At 40.2% G+C, this 21,986-nt stretch carries 14 protein-coding genes; 5 read left to right on the top strand and 9 right to left on the bottom strand.

From position 1 onward, the window contains the following. Positions 1-53 precede the first annotated feature (53 nt). From infB to H8B06_RS05530, 4 genes are all read right to left on the bottom strand, one after another. Entirely contained in the window at positions 54-3,101 is a 3,048-nt protein-coding gene (infB, locus tag H8B06_RS05545; RefSeq protein ID WP_190993299.1) for a translation initiation factor IF-2, read from the bottom strand. Between the two features lie 107 nt (positions 3,102-3,208). Further along, a complete protein-coding gene (gene nusA, locus H8B06_RS05540; protein WP_130139955.1) occupies positions 3,209-4,447 on the bottom strand; it encodes a transcription termination factor NusA in 1,239 nt (412 codons plus the stop codon). Between the two features lie 2 nt (positions 4,448-4,449). Beyond that, positions 4,450-4,914 (bottom strand): ribosome assembly cofactor RimP, encoded by a 465-nt coding sequence (gene rimP / locus H8B06_RS05535; RefSeq protein ID WP_190993298.1) that lies wholly within the window; start codon positions 4,912-4,914, stop codon positions 4,450-4,452. 126 nt (positions 4,915-5,040) lie between these two features. Continuing rightward, on the bottom strand, positions 5,041-5,814 hold the full coding sequence (locus H8B06_RS05530; RefSeq protein WP_190993297.1) for an XRE family transcriptional regulator: 774 nt from the start codon (positions 5,812-5,814) through the stop codon (positions 5,041-5,043). A gap of 113 nt (positions 5,815-5,927) precedes the next feature. Between H8B06_RS05530 and H8B06_RS05525 the strand changes: the two genes are divergently transcribed. Further along, the gene (locus tag H8B06_RS05525; RefSeq protein ID WP_190993296.1) at positions 5,928-6,257 is read left to right on the top strand and encodes a GIY-YIG nuclease family protein; all 330 of its coding nucleotides are present in this window, start codon (positions 5,928-5,930) and stop codon (positions 6,255-6,257) included. Positions 6,258-6,323: 66 nt separating this feature from the next. On the opposite strand, the gene H8B06_RS05520 is transcribed toward H8B06_RS05525, so the two are convergent. Next, positions 6,324-9,518 carry a DPP IV N-terminal domain-containing protein gene (locus H8B06_RS05520; protein WP_223857497.1) on the bottom strand — a complete coding sequence of 1,065 codons (3,195 nt, stop codon included), beginning with the start codon at positions 9,516-9,518 and terminating at the stop codon, positions 6,324-6,326. Between the two features lie 198 nt (positions 9,519-9,716). Continuing rightward, positions 9,717-12,047: a penicillin-binding protein 1A gene (locus tag H8B06_RS05515; protein WP_190993295.1), complete on the bottom strand. Its 2,331-nt coding sequence runs from the start codon at positions 12,045-12,047 to the stop codon at positions 9,717-9,719. 225 nt (positions 12,048-12,272) lie between these two features. On the opposite strand from H8B06_RS05515, the gene rpoN reads away from it, so the two are divergent. After that, positions 12,273-13,736, top strand: coding sequence for an RNA polymerase factor sigma-54 (rpoN, locus tag H8B06_RS05510; RefSeq protein ID WP_190993294.1), 1,464 nt, complete (start codon positions 12,273-12,275; stop codon positions 13,734-13,736). Between the two features lie 71 nt (positions 13,737-13,807). After that, positions 13,808-14,482: a hypothetical protein gene (locus H8B06_RS05505; RefSeq protein ID WP_190993293.1), complete on the top strand. Its 675-nt coding sequence runs from the start codon at positions 13,808-13,810 to the stop codon at positions 14,480-14,482. A gap of 14 nt (positions 14,483-14,496) precedes the next feature. On the opposite strand, the gene H8B06_RS05500 is transcribed toward H8B06_RS05505, so the two are convergent. Then, entirely contained in the window at positions 14,497-16,017 is a 1,521-nt protein-coding gene (locus H8B06_RS05500) for a GH3 family domain-containing protein (RefSeq protein WP_190993292.1), read from the bottom strand. A 173-nt stretch (positions 16,018-16,190) separates the two neighbouring features. Between H8B06_RS05500 and H8B06_RS05495 the strand changes: the two genes are divergently transcribed. Further along, entirely contained in the window at positions 16,191-17,378 is a 1,188-nt protein-coding gene (locus tag H8B06_RS05495) for a YbfB/YjiJ family MFS transporter (protein ID WP_190993291.1), read from the top strand. Between the two features lie 3 nt (positions 17,379-17,381). Here H8B06_RS05495 and H8B06_RS05490 read toward each other — a convergent pair whose 3' ends face one another. Beyond that, positions 17,382-18,503, bottom strand: a complete 1,122-nt coding sequence (locus H8B06_RS05490; protein ID WP_223857496.1) for a WG repeat-containing protein — start codon at positions 18,501-18,503, stop codon at positions 17,382-17,384. A gap of 241 nt (positions 18,504-18,744) precedes the next feature. Here H8B06_RS05490 and ku point away from each other — a divergent pair, with 241 nt between their 5' ends. Beyond that, complete coding sequence (ku, locus tag H8B06_RS05485) at positions 18,745-19,500, top strand: non-homologous end joining protein Ku (protein WP_190993290.1); 756 nt, start codon at positions 18,745-18,747, stop codon at positions 19,498-19,500. On the opposite strand, the gene ligD is transcribed toward ku, so the two are convergent. Further along, positions 19,497-21,974: a DNA ligase D gene (gene ligD, locus H8B06_RS05480; protein ID WP_190993289.1), complete on the bottom strand. Its 2,478-nt coding sequence runs from the start codon at positions 21,972-21,974 to the stop codon at positions 19,497-19,499. The genes ku and ligD overlap by 4 nt on opposite strands. Positions 21,975-21,986 lie beyond the last annotated feature (12 nt).

The following is a 21,986-nucleotide window of genomic DNA, read 5'->3' as shown; positions in this document are numbered from 1 at the left end:
TAAAAAATCCCGACAAAAATTTGCCGGGATTATATGATCAATATGTAAATCTTTTATAGCTTACGTTTAACTTCTACTTGCTCGTAAGCCTCTACAATATCACCAACCTGTATATCATTGAAACGGTCGATATTCAATCCACATTCATAACCTTGTGCTACTTCCTTGACATCGTCCTTAAAGCGCTTCAATGAAGCTAATTTACCAGTGTGGATAACAACACCATCACGGATAACGCGGATATCATTGTTACGGTTGATTTTACCTTCGCGCACCATACATCCGGCGATAGTACCCACTTTAGATATTTTAAATGTCTCACGAATTTCAACCTCTGCCACAATTTTCTCTTCGAATTTCGGTGCCAACATACCTTCCATCGCAGATTTCAATTCGTCGATAGCATCATAGATAATAGAATACAAACGGATATCAATTTGCTCGTTTTCCGCTATTTTCTTAGCTCCTTGTGTTGGGCGTACTTGGAAACCAATGATAATGGCGTCTGAAGCAGATGCTAATAGTACATCAGACTCCGAAATTGCCCCCACTGATTTATGGATAATATTGACCTGGATTTCGTCAGTAGACAGTTTCAATAAAGAGTCAGACAACGCCTCAATCGAGCCGTCCACATCACCCTTAACGATAACATTCAGTTCCTTAAAGTTACCGATAGCTAAACGACGGCCGATCTCATCCAATGTAATGTGTTTCGTGGCGCGCATACCTTGCTCGCGTTGCAATTGCAGACGTTTATTTGCTACTTGACGCGCTTCTGATTCGCTTTCCATTACATAGAGCTTATCTCCTGCCGTAGGTGCACCAGACATACCTAAGATTTGTACCGGTACAGATGGTCCCGCCTCCTTCACACGTTCACCACGTTCATTCGTCAATGCTTTTACTTTACCCGAATGCGAACCCGCAAGAATCGGATCTCCGACACGTAAGGTACCGCCTTGTATCAATACCGTTGTAACAATACCTCTACCTTTATCTAAAGCTGCTTCAATTACAGAACCAACAGCACGTTTTTGAGGATCCGCAGTTAATTCCAACAATTCTGCTTCCAAAACCACCTTCTCTAATAATAAGTCGACGTTCTCTCCAGTTTTTGCTGAGATTTCCTGTGCTTGATATTTTCCACCCCAATCTTCCACCAGAATGTTCATACCCGAAAGTTGTTCCCGTATCCGATCTGCATTAGCACCTGGCTTGTCTACTTTAGTGAAGGCAAAAACGATAGGGACTCCTGCTGCTTGTGCATGATTAATAGCTTCTTTTGTTTGTGGCATGACCGCGTCATCCGCCGCAATGACGATGATAACAATATCGGTCACTTTTGCTCCCCGTGCACGCATCGCAGTAAAAGCCTCGTGTCCTGGTGTATCCAAAAACGTAATTTTACGATCATCTTCCAATTTCACAGCATAGGCCCCGATATGTTGCGTAATCCCCCCGGCCTCGCCTTTTGTTACATTCGCCTTACGGATATAATCTAATAGGGATGTTTTACCGTGGTCAACGTGTCCCATGACGGTAACAATAGGTGCACGAGGAATTAATCTCGCTTCATCATCTGGTTCTTCCAGTTCAGTAACTTCCTCATCCTCTGGCTTAATAAACTCCACTTGGTAACCAAACTCTTCCGCTACAATTGTCAAGGTTTCTGCATCCAAACGCTGGTTGATGGATACAAACATCCCCAAACTCATACAAGTCGAAATAACTTGGGTTACTTGCACATCCATCAAATTTGCTAACTCGTTCGCGGTCACAAACTCCGTAACGCGTAAGATTTTGGATTGTGCAGCTTCCTCCATTGCCGCTTCTTCTGCAGAAAGTGCTATATCATCACGCTTCTGTCTACGTAATTTAGCACGTTGTGCAAATTTGCCAGATTTACCAGCCCCGCTCAGACGAGCCAGCGTAGCCTTAATTTGGTCTTGAATTTCTTTTTCGGATGGCTCCTCTTTCGGTGTCTCCTGATGACGTCCTTTTCCGCGATGATCATGGCGTCCTTTTCCGTGGGCATGTTGCTGCTGGTTTCCTTGACCTTGTTTATAACCACCCGTTTGCTGTCCGCCTGTTTTATTGAAGCCACCGCCACCACTGCGATTCGCGTTACCTTCATTCGTTCCCTTTTGACCCGTTACCGCATTCGGATTAACCGGTGCGTTTTTATTCGAACGTTTGCGTTTGCGTTTATTGTCATTGCTATGTGAAGGTCCCGACGATGAAGCTACGGGTTTACGCTCCACAGGAAGTTGAATTTTACCAACAACTTTAGGTCCGCTTAATGTTTCAGAACGCGCACGTATCACACCTTGGTGAGGTTCTTCGGCTACGGCAGGTTTTTGTTCTTCTTTTACCGGAGGTTTAATTTCTTCAGTTTGCTTATTCATGTCAGCCGCAGGCTCTGCTTTTATTTCTTGTTTTTGCTCTTCCTTCGGCTGCAGATCCTCTTTATCCTCCTTTTTAGGTTTCACTTCCTGCTGAGGAATTTCAGCTTTCGGCTGCTCCACTACAGGTTTAACCTCCTCTTTCTTCGTCTCCTGTTCAATAGGTTTAGTTTCTGGCTCCGCTGTCTTAGGCGATGTTTCTTGTACTACTTCCTCTTTCTCGGACTCTTTCTTAGGTTTGCCGCGTTTAAGGCTATCTAGATCAATTTTTCCAACCACTTTTAACGGACTGGAACTCTCCTCTTTTTCTTTTGTGGTAGATTCCTCCTTTACGGGTTCATCCGTGGGTTCCAATGCCGGACTAGAGCCCGTATCCTTAATCAGAACTTCTGGAGAGGTGGTATTATTTTCTTCTTGAATATCATCTCTAGATTCCGTAGGATTCGCTCCACTTAGTCCAGCAGCAGACTCGTCACGACGAATTTTACCGATAACAATTTGTTTGGCTTCATCTTTTACGATTTTGTCTCCTTGAAATTCTTTTAGAAGGACAGTATACATGTCTGGCGACAACTTAGTACTAGGTTTTGATTCTACATCAAAACCTTTTTTTACCAAGAAGTCAACAGCCGTACCTATCCCAATATTAAGTTCTTTTGCTGCCTTTAGCAAGTTTACGCTTTTTCCTTCTGTCATCTATTATTTACCTTCTATAATTTTAATACTACAAAAATATGTTTTTTTACACTGAAAAAACAATTTCAGCTCAATTGTTTTTTCAGCACACAGATACGGCGAAACCCTTATTCGAACTCAGCTTCGAGGATACGAAGAATCTCTTGTATAGTATCCTCCTCTAAGTCGGTGCGTCTCACCAGTTCTGCTTCTGTCAATGATAAAACCGATTTTGCAGTATCCAAGCCAACACGTTTCAATTCATCGATAATCCAGCTATCGATTTCATCTGCAAATTCTTCGATGTCCACATCCTCCTCCACTTCATCATTTTCTCTGTACACATCAATTTCATAACCGGTTAATTTACCAGCAAGTTTGATATTATGTCCGCCTCTACCAATGGCCAAAGATACTTGATCTGGTTTAAGGTAAACAGCCGCCGTCTTGTTTTCATCATCGATTTTAATCGAAGAGATACGTGCAGGGCTTAACGCACGTGTGATGTATAAAATATTATTTGATGTGTAGTTGATAACATCAATATTTTCATTGCGTAATTCGCGTACGATACCGTGTATACGTGATCCCTTCATACCCACACAGGCCCCTACCGGATCTATACGGTCGTCATAAGATTCTACAGCAACTTTTGCCCTTTCACCCGGTTCACGAACAATCTTCTTAATGGTAATAAGTCCATCAAAAATTTCAGGAACTTCCAATTCAAACAAACGTTGCAAAAATTCAGGAGCAGTACGCGAAATAATAATTTTGGGGTTACTGTTCATCATATCAACTTTGAACACCACCGCACGAATACTATCTCCTTTTTTGAAATAATCTGCCGGAATCTGCTCAGTTTTTGGAAGGATTAATTCGTTTCCATCTTCATCCAATACCAAGATTTCTTTCTTCCATATCTGATAAACCTCGCCAATGACCAATTCACCTTCGCGGTCTTTATACTTCTTGAAGACCTCATCTTTTTCCAATTCTAATATTTTCGAAACCAACGTTTGACGCGCAGCCAAGATAGCTCTCCTACCAAAGCTTTCCAACGTGATTTGTTCAATATATTCGTCGCCAACTTCTAAATCTGGATCATATTGGTGTACATCGGACAATTCGATTTCTAAATCATCATCTTCGGAAAATCCATTTTCCATCACCACTCGTGTCCTCCAAATCTCCAAGTCTCCATTATCTGGGTTTACGATCACATCCACGTTCTCATCTGTTCCAAAACGCTTGCGTATCATGCTGCGGAACACCTCTTCCAATACGGTGATAACGGTCGGACGATCGATATTTTTAAATTCCTTAAACTCTTGGAAAGAGTCGATCAAATTGATATTGCTGCTCATTTTTATTTAAATGAAATTAACACCTTTGTTTCTGTTATATTATCTAATGGAATTTCAGTCTCCTCTATGGTCGCTTTCTTCCCTTTTTCTTTTTTTGTTTCTTCTATGACGATATTTTTATCGTTCACTGCGATCAGTTTCCCTTCCCTTTTCTCTCCTTCCAAGCCTTTTATACGAACATTTCTTCCGATATTTTTTTGATATTGCCGAAGCAATAACAGAGGGCTATCAATACCCGGAGACGAGACTTCCAAGCGGTAGGCGCGGTCTATCGCGTCCTCTTCTTCCAAATGAAATCCTACATGGCGGCTAATTTGGACGCAATCCTCAATCGCTATACCATTGTCGCCATCCACCAATATCTCCAAAAGACCATTATTATGCATTTTAATCCGCACAATAAACAAATCCGCCCGATCAGCTATCTTTTCTTCAACCAGCTCCTGTACTCTTTCCTCTATTTGCATACCCTACTATTTCGATACGTGAATTAAAACTTTTCGTTAAATGAATTAAAAAAGGGGGCATACCATGCCCCCTCTTATTCAGATTATACAAAGGTATATATATTATTTTAAATAGACAAATGAAATTTATTTGTTATTGACTACCGATTTAATCGTTTTTTGCATTTGTGCCATCATCGACGTCAATGTTTCCATCGTAGGTTCTGGACTTGGTTCTGGAAGCTCCGTACTAATAAACGCTTTCGCTTTCCAGACCTCTATAATATCTTCCGTACTTACCCAATACGGTTCATACGTTTTATTATCTGAAACAAGCTTCAGGCCTTTCTCTTCCTTAAATTTGTAAGCTACACGCTTATATACTACGCCATCTTCTTTAGAAACCACCACATAAGTTTGGCTAGGTTTGATATCGTGCCAGTTTTCAATATACTCTCCAATAATGATACTTCCCGATGGCAGTGGCAACATCGAATCACCTTTGATTTCGAATGCGCGGTATGTCCCTTGATTAAACATAGGCAGTGAAAATTTAGGAAGCTCCGCTACATATTCCGGATCTCCGTACCCATTTAGGTAGCCTGCACTGGCTTTAACAGGTACCAACTCAATATTCTCTCGCTCATTTCCGTCTACGGTTATACTCAACACCCTCAAATTAGAGGCATTACTTTTAGGTTGAGGCCGCCATTTTTCGTCGATAACGTCATTCGCCAGTTCGTCCATCGTAAGATCGTAGAACTGTGCTATTTTTCTTAGCAGCTCATACTTCGGTTCAGCCCGATCCTCTTCATAGGCGCCCACAGAAGCCCTTTTTATTTCTAGCGCATCAGCAAATTGCTGCTGCGTTAAGCCTTTTTTCTTTCTCAGAAACTTAAGATTCGATGCGATATTTGACATATTTTTCTTAAAAAATTTTTATTTACTAATATAATTAGTATTATTGTGCCAATAAAATTAGTAATTAATATTCACACAACCAAATTTATTAGTACATAAAGATCAATTAACACATGGAAACACATATTGTATATATTATCACGAATAGCAACCGGGCATATCTCGAAGTCGGATACTGCACCGATATGCCTACTCGCTTACAGGAGATACATCACACATCTTCCGTTTTATTTAACCGTTCGCCTAAACTAAGTAATGTAGTTTATATGGAAATATTCGAAAGCAGAGAAATGGCACTTTCCTATCACAACACATTGCGTCACTTTACCCGGATGCAACGGGAAAAACTTATTCGCCTAAAAAACCCAAATTGGCTCAATCTTAACATCTCTCCAGCTTATCGAGATAAAATCGAGCATAAAAAAGTCGTTGTTTATGCTTAAATCATAAACAACGACCTTTAACAACCTTTCTTAAACACTAATCTATCCGCACATCTTCTTATTGGACTACCAGCCCGGCATGAAGTTTAATCCAAATGTTCCAAATTTCGTTCTCGACGACACAAACGGTATTGCATAATAAGGTTCGAGAATCATAGCTCCGAATAAATTTACCCGCATGGATATTCCCGCGCTGAATACCGGTACACGGTAGTTTCTATCATATCCGTAAACAGGCATTCCATTTTGATCAAGCATTGGCGATCCATCTGGATTAAGCTGTTGAACTCGTGGTTTTTTATCCAGATTGCTCACAATTTTATTTCCATTATTCCACGCCAATCCGGCATCAAAGAAGAGATTAAGGTCAGAGAACAACAAACCCGATTTTATGGCAGCAAGTTTTTCAGGTCCTGTAAACGGTAAACGAACCTCAAAGTTACCCACCAATACGCGAGACCCCATTAAATCATCAAACGAAATATTCCCAACGCGGTCGCGACTTAGATTGTCGTAACCTCGAACGAAAAATGGATAACCTATATAATTACCTCGTAAGCGATTTTCATCGTCTCCCGAACGGATATAAGCGTAAGTCCGTGCAGCTATTGTCACCGGTTTAAAGCGTAGATAACGTCGTAAATCGACATTATAAGCCCGCATGTTAATATCACCAAAATATTGTCCAGCAGACAAGCGGTAGCGAAACCCCTGCAACGGAGCGGTCAAACCAAATATCGAATTATCGCCCACAAAAGCCGCACTAATCTGCTGCATAACGAGGGGATCCAAGCTAAACCCAAGTAAATCCATTGCCTCCTCATTAGACAATCGTTTACGATCTACGAAACCAAAACTGAAGTAACTCTGTTGCCATTTTTCCACACTATAGCCATAACGAGCCAAAGCTCCGCCGATTTCGAACCGATGATGTCTATTAAATGGATAAGCTACGAAGGCATCGAATTGCGTCTCAAATTGGCGGATGATGTAGTCACTAAGTACCAGTTCAGGTCCCCTACCTAAATCATCCATTTCATACATCCGAAACCCACTACGATAAGGAATATGTGAAAACGACCCACCCCAATTCCAGCGGCTTCGTTGGTTTACATAAGCCACTTGTCCGCCGAAATCCTGTACCTCTCCGTTGATATTCAAAGTAGAGTAAATCTGGTTGTAGCCGAGAATATCGGAGAAAATACCAAAAATACCACCTGCCATTCCAGCTCCATAGCGCGTACCAACAGTCATTCCTACACCCGAATTCGCTAAATAGTCAAGTTTGAATTTCGAACGATAAGGCACTGGCCGTATCATGGATTCATTAATACGTCGATAGGCATTAAAGTTTTGCAAATTTGTATTGACCACATTGACACCACGATCTACATTTGGCGGTAACATTGCCGCCGTAAAGTCAGAAATGCCGGCATCTACCACTTCAGGCTCAAAATCTGATGCATTTGCTTTATAAATACTGTATTGATTACCTTTAAAATAAGAGTACACAATATCATCATTGCGCGATATACTCATCGCGGGTGAATATTCTGTAATACCACTAATACCCGTAAAGTAATCAGTAAGCCGCTCCACTACTCCTTCTTTCCGCGAATAACGGAACATATTGCGATAACCATCTCCATTGGATAAGAAATAAATATGCATTCCATCCCCTGAAAAATGTGGATTTAGATTGTTTGCCCCCGGAAAAATATCGATAGCTGTTACTTCCTTTGTAGCCACATCAATCGTTGCCATTCCCATCGGAATGTCGACAGAACGCGAAGCACTTTCCAATGACATTCTATCTGTACTGAAAACAATCGTTTTTCCATCAGGCGAAAAACTAGGCTGGAAATCAGAATATTTATCATTCGTCAATTGTTCCAATTCCTTTGTTTTGAAGTTATAGATATAAATATCACTTTGCCCTTCTTTTAATCCCGAAAATGCTACGCGGTCGCCGTCAGGAGCAAAATTGATATTTGTAAATTCTACAATATCGCCCATCGCTTCGAGCGCAACGGTTTTTCCCGTCTGCACATCGATGATCATCAATTTATTTTTCCCTTCACTAAATACACTGAAAGCAAAATATCGGCTATCGGCTGAAAAATCTCCTGCGGATTCCAGATAACTAAACTCATCAATATCTTGATTTGTTGTTCGGCTTCCCAACTTCCGCAATATCTTACCCGTTTGTGCGTCTGCTAAAAAGAGATCGATACCGAAAAGGTCCTTTTCCGACATAAATGCGACTAAACGTCCATCCGGAGAGATTGCCGGCGCAACGTTCATACGACCTGCATTCTTTGGCGTAATCAAGGCTTGCCCGATAGGACGGGAAGTCGTGTCTTTATTTAGCGCTTTAAAAGTAGATTCCATCGTGTTTCGCCACAAAGTCGACATGGTTTGTGCATCATAACCAAAAACACGACGTATTCCCATTTCATAACCATATTTCGCTGTTTCCATAAACATCGGCATGATGACCGTGTCGCCATAGGTAGCACCGATAAACGCTAAAAAAGCTTGACCATAACGATAAGGGAAATAATTATACGATTGTTCTGTTAGTTGCTTTAACGACGGAATATCATTACGTGCATACGCATCCCGCATCCACATCGCTGTAAAGGCGTCTTTTTTCCCGATAGACAGGTACTCTGCCATTCCCTCCACCATCCACAACGGGATATTTCCAACATTTTCCAAACGTGTCGTATCTCTTCCTTCCATCAACATACGGAACTGGAAAGCGTGCACCATTTCGTGCCCCAATACGTGTCTCGTTTGGTGATTAATCTGCATGATTGGCATCACCACGCGCTGCTTGAACGCCTCCGTCACACCTCCTGTACCAACAGATATTTCACCCGATATGGCGGTAGTTTGTTGAAACTCCGGATGATTGTTATAAATAATAAGCGGGTTTTTACGCAAAAACGTGTCTTGAAAGACTTGCTGATGCATATTGTACCACACTTCTGATTCTTTCGCCAACCACGTCATCATGCTATCGTTTTTAAGATAACTATACATTTCAAAATGCGGTGTTTCCTTCACATTAAAATCCAGCTTTTTATAACGCATTTTATTCTGGCCAAAATATTGCGCCGAAGCAATATCGGGCATCAGCAATAATAGCACCATCACTGCGATCGCCTGCTTAATTCTTGTCAAGCACTTCTCAACACACATATCCTCACTTTGAATCTGCTTTTTAATCGTCCGATGTGGAGATGAATATTTCATATGTAAATAATTATTTATGAGGGTTAGATTTCAATCGCATAAATGAGCTCGTTACACTCGGTTTTTCTTTCAATGGCCATATGGAATACCCAGATTATCTTCGATGAGCTCGCAAGCTCGGTTATTTTCATCGGTGTTAGTGTTTTCTAAACGTGGGTATTTCATAATTAAAGATTAGTCTTTTCTCAAAAATACAAATTATCTTTCTATTTCGTTTCTTTCCGTACCCTCTACTTCTGGCAATGTTAACAAGATTTCCGTACCGCTATCTTCGGTATCCAATTCTACTGCTGCACTATCACTTGGCACCTCTATCCGAATCCGTGGACTAGGACAATTGTATTTTTTATTAATCTCCACTTTCGGGTCTGGAAATTTTCCTTTGGTCACACCTAGTTCCGGTTGTTTATAGAGTTCTTCCATAAAAGTAGCATAAATCGGCAAAGCCGTTTTAGATCCCTCTCCTGTCTGCGAACTTTTAAAACGAATACTTTGTTCATCACACCCCACCCAAACACCTGCAACTAAATCTTTTGTAACCCCCATATACCATCCGTCCACGTAATCAGAAGAAGTCCCTGTTTTCCCTCCGATTTGATTTTCATGACCAAATAGATCCCATTCCCATAATGCTTGCGAAGTCCCTTCCGGTTCTTCGATCGTACCCCGCAACATATACGTCATTAACCAGGCATTTTCCGGATCCACAACTTGTTTTTCCGTTGTTTGGAAAGATGCAATCCGCTTTCCACTATTATCATAAATTTCAGACACCAAAATAGGCTCTACCCGCTTGCCCTCATTCATAAACGTCGCATAAGCATTTACCATTTCAAACACCGATACATCGTTTGAACCTAGCCCTACAGAAGGCACAGATTCCAAATGGCTCTCAATTCCACAACGATGCGCGGTTTCCACAATTTTATCCCAGCCCACATCCCGTGTTATCTGCGCCGTTATCGTATTTAAAGAACGAGCCATTGCCCAACGAAGCGACATGTTGCGATAAGAAAAATTCCAATCCGCATTTTTAGGTTCCCAAACCTCCTTTTCACCCTGTTTATTTACAAAATCTAATCGCACAGGCTTATCTTCATATTGATCACAAGGCTCCATACCATTTTCCAACGCTGTTAAGTAAACAAAAGGCTTAAAAGTAGATCCCGCTTGTCGCTTTGCCTGATTTACATGATCGAATTTATAATAACGATGGTTGATTCCCCCTATCCATACCTTAATCTTGCCGTTATAAGGATCCATGGCCATCATCCCGGTATTCAACATACTCACGTAATGTTTCAAAGAGTCCATTGTCGACATTTCTACTTCCTCATCTCCTTCCCAAGTAAAAATTTTCATTTTTTTGGGTTCTCGCAAAAGTTGAAATACCTTTTCTTCGTCCCCCTTATGTTGTTCCATCAATGCGGCAAAGATCGGTAACTTTCGCGCCTTGTCTTCTAAAAAACCAGGAATTATAGCCCCGCTTTTATCTCGCCACGGTTCCTCATTTCGCCAAGTATTATCTAATCGCTCTTGCAACCCCTTCATTTGCTTCACGATTGTTTCCTCGGCCAATTGCTGCATACGAGAATCGATGGTTGTATAAATTTTTAAACCGGCTGTATAAATATCAATCCCCTTTTCCTCACTCCACTTTTCAAGCCATTTTTCGACAGCCGTCCGCAGATAAGAATCATTCGTACCTCCTCGTTCGGGATTATTAACGTTCAGGTCCAATGGTTCTTTGGAAAAGGATTGATATTGCTCTTTGCTGATATACCCCTCTTTCTGCATCTGTCTCAATACAATATTTCTGCGCTCTATTGATTTATCCGGATTACGGATAGGATTATAGAGTGTTGTTCCCTTTAACATTCCGATCAACACAGCCGATTCGGCAGCAGATAGTGCATTAGGCTGCTTATTGAAATAGCGTAATGAAGCAGATTTAATACCATAAGCATTATTACTAAACGATACGGTATTTAGATACATGGTAATAATCTCGTTTTTTTCGTATTTGCTCTCCAGTTTATAAGCGGTCATCCATTCTTTAAATTTCGTCACGCCCATACGCAAGCCTGGAATGTGGCCGAGTAAACCCTGAGATTGATTATATCGTGTTCGGTATAGGTTCTTGGCAAGCTGTTGGGTAATGGTACTTCCACCTCGCTTATCGCCTCTTAGGGTGGATACAGCACTGGAAAACAAACCAATAAAATCTACTCCATTATGCTTATAAAAACGAACGTCTTCCGTAGCAATAAGAGCATTTAATATGTTTTCTGAAATGCTATCATAGTCCACAGGATCTCTATCCTCCTCAAAATAACGTCCTATCAGTACAGAATCCGCGGTGTATAACTCTGACGAAATATGGAGCGTAGGCAGAACAATGTCTTTTTTGGTTGGCGAATACCCAAACAGCCATAAGAAGTTTAACTGCACAGCACATACCACTAGAATAAGGCTATAAACCACTATTAAAAAATAGCGGACGACTTTGCTTTTAACCCTTTTAAACATACGGTAAATATGGAAATTGTTTTTCTAAAAACAGCTACACAAGGTAAAAAAACAGATTCTGGCTTTTGAAATTAACGTATTTTAACATTTAATGTGTAGACGTAAATCCCATATCGATACCGAACGCGCTATCAATAATTATACCTATTTTAGATCAACCGGTTATTGTATACTTTAGTTTTCTGATTTATTTAAGTATTTTTACCATGCAAAGAAGCATAGAGCATGTTAAAACAGACATTACAGCAAAAATTATTACAGAAACTCTCTCCGCAACAAATTCAGTTTATAAAACTGCTACAGGTGCCCACAGTTTCTCTGGATGCTCGTATCAAAGAGGAATTAGAGGAAAACCCAGCGTTGGAGGATGGAAGTTTAACGAATATGAATGATCCCGTTGAGGAATACCCAGATCATGATCCGGACGAGAATTTCGAAAACAAAGAAAGCGATTTCGATGAAGAATTTAGTGTAGATGAATATATCCAAGAAGATGATTACAACGATTATTCGACCAATTATGGAAGTGACGATGATGAAGACAGAAAAGAGATTCCGATAGCTGTCCAAGATTCGTTTTTCGAATCATTGCAAAACCAATTGGATCTACTAGCTTTATCAGATAAAGATTATCTTGTCGGACAACAGATTATTGGTAGTCTGGACGATGATGGCTATTTAAGACGTCCCATCCTTTCGTTGATTGATGATCTTGCTTTTTCGCAAAATGTGATAGCTGAAGAAACCGAGGTAGAAGCTATATTAAAAGTGATTCAAGATTTTGAACCCGCTGGTATCGGAGCACGTGATTTACAGGAATGTTTACTTATACAATTACGTAAGAAAGATCAAAATAATCCGATTATTAATCAAGCCATTAAAGTTGTTGAAAATTATCTTGATGAGTTCACCAAAAAACATTATGACAAGATAGAAAAGCAATTGGGGGTAAATTCAGAAGAACTTAAGGATATCATCAACGAGATTCTCAAATTAAATCCAAAACCAGGAGATTCGGGTGCTTCAGCAGGTAAACAACTCCATATTATCCCCGATTTCCATATCACGAATAATGACGGCATACTTCATCTGACACTCAATGGAAGAAATGCCCCAGAATTACGTGTATCCCGCTCTTACCAGGAGATGTTTGAGCACTATGAAAAAGCAGAAAAGACGGATAAAAAAATGAAAGAGGCCGTACAATTTGTCAAACAAAAACTGGATTCTGCCAAATGGTTTATAGACGCTATTAAGCAGCGACAACAAACGCTGTTGAAGACCATGAATGCTATTATGGAATATCAATACGATTATTTCCTTACAGGCGATGAGCGGCTACTTAAACCCATGATATTAAAAGATATAGCAGACAAGATCGAAATGGATATTTCAACTGTATCCCGAGTTGCCAATTCCAAATATGTACAGACTGAATTTGGCACTTTTCTGCTGAAATCTTTCTTTTCGGAAGCGATCCAAACTGATTCAGGCGAGGAGGTTTCCAATAAAGAAGTAAAGAAAATATTAGAGGAATGCATTGCCAACGAGGATAAACGCAAGCCGCTGGCAGATGAAAAATTAACAGAAATCTTAAAAGAGAAAGGGTATACCATTGCCAGACGCACCGTGGCTAAATACCGAGAAGCAATGAATATCCCGGTGGCAAGACTAAGAAAGGAGCTTTAAGCTCCTTTTTTTATACCATCATTTTATCGACAACAATTTCGGCCGCTCTTTGTTACTATGATAAAAAGCTTATGGGCATTTATACCGATACCGAAACAACTATAAATGGACAGTTACAGGCATTTTCTAAAAACAAGGAAATTCCCAAAGTTATTGAGCAATTGGTGTTTGCGGCGCTATCTCACTATCCAGAATTAGCGCATACACACATCCGGTTTATATTTAGCCAAAAACTTAAGAAATCAGTGATGGCGGCACGCCCCGTAGTGGGTACCTTACTCCAATCCCGTAATAAACGCGTATATGATATTTTAATCAGTCCGGTTTTTAAACTTACTCAAAGTATCGAGCCCATTCACCATTTACCGAAAGACGTACTGATTGGATGGCTTGGACATGAACTAGGTCATATCATGGATTACGAACAGCGAACGCTGTGGGGAGTAGCAAAATTTGGGTTGTTGTATTGGTTATCCAAACGGTATGTACGTAAAGCTGAACGCGTAGCAGATACGTTTGCCGTCAACCGGGGCATGGCTTCCTATATTTTATCTACCAAGGAATTTATCCTTGGACACAGTGAATTATCCTCCCGCTATAAAGAAAAGATCGCCCGTCTCTATCTTTCGCCAGACGATATTGTCGAATTGGTATCCGAAATGGAAAAGAAAACGCAACCGGAAAAAGAGGAACTTTTAGCCGATGAAACTGCATTAGCTCAAAGCACGCAAGGAGAAGATAATTAACTGATTATATATTATCACAATTCCCTTATGAAAGCCTCGAATGCTTCAAAATCTTCTGCATTCATAACACGTGGTATTTTGGCCTGCCCGCCCAACTTTTTATAATGTTCACTCCACTGATGAAAGTGCGTTATTGGTATGATTTCCACTTCTATGCCGTCTAGTGTCTGGCGTCTCGCGACAGTATAATTTTTATTGTTTTCTTGCAATGCTGTATCAAATGCTTCTATAATTTCTGTAGAGACCGGATATGCTTGATCTGCTCCAAGATACCATTTATTGATATAGCGCTCACCACGGCGAATAGAGGCAACTGTAAACTCTCGGATTTCTAAGCCAAACTGCTTTTGCAATTTTTGAATTGCCTGATTCATTTGATGCACGGACAGCTGTTCACCAACCACATTGAGAAAATGTTTTGTACGTCCGCTGATAATAATCTCTGCACGCTCTCTATCTGTGACAACAACCGTATCTCCTATCATATAACGCCAAGCACCTGCTACAGTAGAAATTAATAATACATATTCGACCTCCTCTTCCACCTCTTGAATCGTTAACGTGGGCGCATGTTGTTTTACACATCCTTCTTCATCCATATTATCAGACGTGAAAGGAACAAACTCAAAGAAAATCCCATTGTTGGTAATGAGTGCCATGGAGTCGGTGTCTGGTCGTTTCTGGGTTGCCAAATAACCTTCTGACGCCAAATAGGTGTCTATATAAATCATAGGTTTTGCAAATAGCTTTTCAAAGCTCTTACGGTATGGCCCGAAAGCCACCCCACCCGTGCTGTATACTTGTAGGTTAGGCCAGATGTCATGTATCGTATCCGCCTTATTCTGATGGATGATTTCTTTAATCAAAATTTCCGACCACGAGGGGATGCCAGTCATGCTTCCGATATCCCATTTCTTTGCCGCGCGCGCTATCTTATGCAGACGCTCGTCCCAATCTTTGCTATCCGCTATTTTTTTACCAGGCTTGTAGAATCTCCGAAACCATACAGGCAGATTAGCAGCCGATATACCGCTGATTTCGCCTTCCAAAAAACCATTCTGCTCCACAAGCTTCGTGCTACTGCCTAACATCATGATATCTTTTTCAAAAAAATCGCTTGGAAGATCAAAATTCTTCAAGCTTAATATCTGTTGTATCCCTGCCTTTTTGATGGAATTCAACATGTCATCTGTCACGGGAATCGCCTTACTATTGCTGGTGGTCCCACTGCTCATGGCAAAATAGCGTTGTCCTCCCGGCCATGTCACATTCTGATGCCCTTCATGCAGATAATGCCACCACGCCGTCTGTAGCTTGTCATAGTCGAATATTGGAACTGTGCGTTGGAATTGTTTAACGACATCTGGGTCGGCAAGGATCTTGCTAAAATTGTACTTTCTTCCAAAAGCCGTATTTTTCGCAACATCCAACAAATCCAATAGAACTTGCTTCTGCGCTTCCCAAGGTGTCGAATCCTTATTAATCAATCCATTCACGTCAATTACACGCTTGATAATTTCTCCGATGATCGCCATAATATATCTACTCTTCTTTGTGTAATAAGAGAATAGATTTGTACGAAAATTGTTTTTCAAATCAAAGAAAATCCATCTCCCCGACATAGGCAACATTTTTGTGTAATATGCTTTTCAATCTATTTATTATCTTGCGGCGACAAAATAAAAATGTCGTTAATTAATATACATCAGTGGTTTCTACAACAGAAAATTCAGTTAAAAAGGAGGCTCTCCGTTATTTGCTGGCAGGCATTTCGACCCTTGCCGTAGTCCATGCATTGGGTAGATTTTCTTTCACCCCCTTATTGCCATATTTTATCAGCGACAATATGTTGACGATCACACAAGGCGCAGATTTGGCAACAATCAACTATTTAGGATATCTAATAGGAGCCTTATTAGCTGTTCGTTACTCTGGCCCCAAGTTTATCAAGAGATATCTGCTCATTGGCCTTGTGGGAAATGTCCTTATTACCATAGCACAATGTTTTACCCCACAATTTGACCCACTATTGTTATGGCGATTTTTAAACGGCGTAACAAATGGAATTACATTCGTTTTAGCACCCGCATTGCTGTTAGAGTGGTTCATCATGAATAATAAACCACAACTAAGCGGCTTAGTATATTTTGGTGTAGCAGGCGGATTATTAGCTGGAGGATTGCTGGTAGATTCCACCGCTTCTTTTTTCCAATCAGCTCAACGCTGGATTCCTGTTGCTGTGGTCTCCGTGATATTAGCTATTTACAGTACGATACAGTTTGTAAAAATTAGCGTACAACGCTCCGAATACAGCAGTACAAATAGTAAAGCACCCTATAGCAACAGACTTTTCGATCGACGTAGTACCCCACTGTTTCTTTCCTATATCGGTGCAGGTTTAGGTTATATTCTACCCATGACTTTTTTACCAACCTTGGCTCATGACACCATGCCCACGGATAGTATATGGGTAAGAAATGTTTGGGTCATCACGTCTACATCATGTCTGGTATTTATCCCCATATGGAACTGGGTGGGACATCGATATGGAGATCGACTCAGCCTTATCTACACGTACATCCTCCAAGCATTAGGTGTAGCTATGGTATTGTTAGTCCCATCAGGTGTAGGTATCATAGCATGTGCAATTTTAGTAGGCAGTGGATTTTTGGGATCCGTGATGTGTACACAGCGCCTGGCAAGATATTTCCAACCGCATCAAGGCCCGAGACTGTCTGCGGCGCTAATTGCTATCTATGCCGGTTCACAACTTATTGGCCCTTGGCTCGCCAAGCTATGGATCGAATATGGAGGCACTTTACTACAAAGTTTTGCGGTCGGCTTAGGCGCTTTTATCTGGGGCTTATTCTGGTCATTGCGAACACCTAAAGCATAATTATCATTCTTTGATTTCTGCATTTCTAATCGTAACGGAAATTAATTTATATCCATTCTCCGTACGTAAAAAATCAAAATGGTTTTGCGATATATCTTCCGTTCCATAATTGTATGAAATAACCACGCTCAATACCGGATATTGCCATTCTTTTGCCTCACGGCAATTGTTGAAATATTTATCAAATTCTGCCCCTTCATATATAAATGGGTTCAACCCATTCAAGAAAATGGAATAGTTGGTACGGGCTTCGTTAATTTCTGAAAGTATGTGTTTTAATAATTGGAAATTGTTGTCTACAAATTCCTGCTTTTCACTTCTTGCCCATCCTTCTTTGGACTCCCATACGATTGTATCGTGTACGACATGTAACAACTGTTCTCTTGTAAAGTCGGACAGCAAGTCATCGATCAACCATGTCTTAAATTCTTTCTCAAAATCAATAAAGGTTACATATTTCCCGTCGCTAGCTGGAAAGCTCTTTTTCGATCTATCTTCCGATCGTGTTGATGTCCTTTCAACAGCATAAAAATCAAGTTTATTGTCATTCGGAAAATTTTCTGCTAATACATTATTTAAGGTATCGAGTAACACTTCTACCCCTCCGACCCAAGTATAATAATTATCTACTGGCGGCTCGTTCTCACGAACATATTTCTTTTTCGCTCCTTTCAATCCGACCAGCATTCCATTCCTAACCTTTGTTAAGTCATTGTATATAGCAGGTACTACGATGTGTCCATTTTTATCAAACAATCCCACTTTATCCGATTTTCTATCCCTAAACCGTATAAACCCTTCATTTTCACAATCTGCTACATTATCAAAAATGTATATGCTATCCTTACCGAATTCTCTACCTTTTTTATTTAAATAATAGCTTGTCCATTTTTCTTTGTTGCGTTCTGAACCGGCTATTATATCGCAAAATTTGACAGCTGTGACAAAACCGGCAAATTTTGGTTCTATCTTGACGGTCCCCGATTTATCTTTGTAACCTACTAAGGTGGAATCTTGATTATAAAAAACCGTCCAGGTATCGTTTGTTTGCCCATATATCGAATAGTTCGAAATCATTGTCAAGAAAACCACGGTAAATATCTTGAGATGTATAAAAATTTTCATGGCACTGTTATTTATATTCATCTAAAATACAAATTTCAATTTCAAGTTTTATTATTGTCCCTGACCCGATCTTCAAAATTCACTGTTTTATCAATGGGCTCGACTTAGTAACTTTGTTATATCACCGGACGTAACCGAAGACAAATCTGCTACCTACCACCGACAGGAAAGCGTGCAAACTTAAAAGCGAACCTTTTTAATAAAGCATTGTTCTTACTAATAGAAATAAAAACGAAATATTATGAGAGCTATTTGGACAGGAGCAATAGGATTCGGGTTGGTTAATATCCCCGTTAAAATATATAGTGCTGTGCAGAGCAGCTCATTGGATTTAGATATGTTAGATAGAAAAGATAAATCAAACATCAAATACAAACGCGTCAACGAGAACACCGGCAAAGAAGTGAAGTGGGATAATATCGTTAAAGGCTATCTGCTCAAAGATAAATACGTTATTCTCGAAGATTCAGACTTTGAAGAGGCCAGTCCCGAAAAGAACAAAATGATAAATCTGCATTCTTTCGTTAAGATGGATGAAATAGATAGCATTTATTTTGATACGCCCTATTATCTGGAGCCTCAAAAAGGAGGAACAAAAGCGTACCAACTTCTTCTCAAAGCACTTGAGAAAAGTAAGACCGCCGGATTGGGTTCTTTTGTCATGCGTAACGTTGAACATCTTGCCATCGTGAAACCCTACGAGAATATGCTGTTACTCAACAAAATTAGATTTGAGGAAGAAATCCGGGCAATAGATGAACTAAGCTTACCGGGCAATGCCCGATTAAAAAAAGAGGAAATGGATATGGCGCTCCAACTGATTAAACAGCATAGTCAACCTTTTGATATATCAAAATACAAAAATGAGTATACCAGTGAATTATTGAAAATTATTAAACAAAAAGCGAAAGGGAAACATACCTCTATTCGTAAGATGAAAGTGGAAAACACGAAATCGACAGACTTATTAAATAAATTGAAGGCGAGTTTAGCCTAAAGTTTAGCAAGAATCTGCTTTATATTGACGGCACTGTCCCATAAGGTAGCCCAAGGGTCGTCTACCTCTTGTACTCGTTTTAATATGGTCTTGATATTGTAATCGGCAATACGCAATTTGGGTGTTAATTCATCCCATCGCAAGGGTGTACTGACAGTAGCTCCCTCTTTGGGTCGTAAGGAATAAGGTGACGCTATCGTCTGTCCCCTTCTGTTCTGCAGAAAATCTAGGTAAATCATTCCTTTTCTTTTTTTTGGATCGCGCACCAAGCTTGTCGTATCAGGATGTCTTTCTTGAACCATTTGAGCGACCAACTCAATAAAATCCCGCGCAACGTCGTACGTATATTTCTTTTTTAAGTACACATAGATGTGGAATCCCGTAGCCCCAGAAGTCTTTAAATATGCCGATACTTTCAGTTCTTCAAAAATATCATGTGCCGTTTTCGCCACTTGTATCAATTCTTGAAAGTCTGCCCCATTTGGATCCAGATCCAGCACAGCAAAGTCTGGGTACTCCGGCTTTTGATAAGTAGAGAGCCAAGGGTTAACCTCAATAGAACCTAAATTTGCGATATAAAGAAGAGTGGCTTTATCGTTACAGACGATATAGTCTGTTTCTTTTCCCGTGCTTTCTGAATGAATCGGAACGGTTTTTATCCAACTAGGAATATTGTCCGTATCCACATCCTTTTGAAAAAAACCTTCCGCTGTAATCCCATTCGGAAAGCGATGCATCGATATCGGTTTATTTTTAATAAACGGAAGTATATAATCGGCCATTTGTTCATAGTAAGCTATCATTTGCCCTTTTATATAACGCTCTTTTGGCCAATACACTTTATTTAAATTGGTCAATTGAACCTTTTTACGACCTATCATTATTAAATCTTCATTCTTTTCATTTTTCATAGGACTCTCCTTTTCAATTTCTTCTGCATCTTTATCCTGTCGCAACCCTTTAAATACCGGATGGCGTAGATGATGGCCTGTTGTCCATTCGCTATAGTATACTTCGCATACCAATATCGGTCGTAGCCAAGTTACTTCTTTTTCTTTCGCCACTACCACCCCCTTATCGAACGGCTTTTGTCCGCTTTCATACTCCTTCATAAGGGTGTATATATCTTTAAGGCTCTTTGTATTGAATCCCGTGCCGCAGTTACCGATATATACGAGTTCTCCATCCTGATAATAGCCAAGTACCAAAGCCCCGAAATAGGAACGGCTCCCTTGTGGCGACGTATAACCACAAATGATGGCTTCCTGACTATTTCGCAACTTGAATTTTGTCCAAGAACTGCTACGTTTACCTTGTAAATATGTGCTATCTGCTCCTTTCGCGATGATTCCTTCCCACTGTTGCTTTTCGGCTTTCGCTTTAACATGTTGAGCTGTGCCTTGCAGAATCTGCGTTAACTGAACAATTTTAGGCTTTTTTATACGGCGAAACAATAGTGCAAGTAACTCTTCTCGATCTTTAAGCGCATAATCCGTCACATATTCATCTTCCAAACGGAGTATATCAAAAACATAATAGTGCAATGTAAGATTACTCGGAATAGGTTCGCCACTAGCTATCAATTGGAAGTGCGCTTTCTTGTGTTTATCCTCAATAACAAGTTCTCCGTCAATCCACGCATGTCTATCCAAGGAAGATAGTTCTGTCACCAGCGATGGAAACAATGTATTCATATCTTTCCCGTTTCGCGAATAAAGTTGAACACCCATTTCGTTCCTTATAGCCAAAATACGAAACCCATCGTATTTTTTTTCGTACCGCCATTCCATTCCTTCAGGAAGATGTTCTGCCAATTTTGCGAACATAGGTTTCGGAAATTCTTCCGTATTAGATTTTTGGTTCCTTTTAGGAAGTTTTTTAGAGGTATGAGCTTTCTTCTCTTTTTTAAAATCTACACCAGCTTGCTTAACCACTTCTTTTACACTATCCTCGCTGTTGTAAGGTTCATCCCATGCATATCGGTCTTTATGTTTTATGAGCAGCCAGGCATTATCCTCCTGCCCTTTCATCCGTACCAATGCAAATTCACCACGGAGAATATGGCCTTGTAATTTAAATTTTAAGGAACCTTTCTCTAATTCCAGCAAAAATTCTTTTTCATTCTTTGCTTCCGTAAATTCGTAGTATCCTGAGTCAAAAATAGTGACCACGCCAGCGCCATAATTACCTTTTGGAATAATCCCCTCAAAAGAAGCATAATCTATCGGATGATCTTCGACTTGCATGGCCAACCGCTTATCTTTCGGGTATAATGACGGCCCTTTGGGAACAGCCCAGCTCTTCAACACGCCATCCAATTCCAATCGAAAATCATAGTGTAAGCGAGAGGCATGATGCCGTTGTACGACAAACCGCAATTTTCTTGCCTTATCACTATTTCGCTTATTACTACCTTTTGGTTCTTGCGTTTGTTTAAAATCCCTTTTCTTTTTATAATCCGCGAGCTTTGCCATACCTGTCTTTTA

Origin of the sequence: Sphingobacterium micropteri, assembly GCF_014692515.1 — a bacterium.
Lineage (GTDB): Bacteria > Bacteroidota > Bacteroidia > Sphingobacteriales > Sphingobacteriaceae > Sphingobacterium > Sphingobacterium micropteri.
This window is presented reverse-complemented; position numbering and strand designations above follow the sequence as displayed.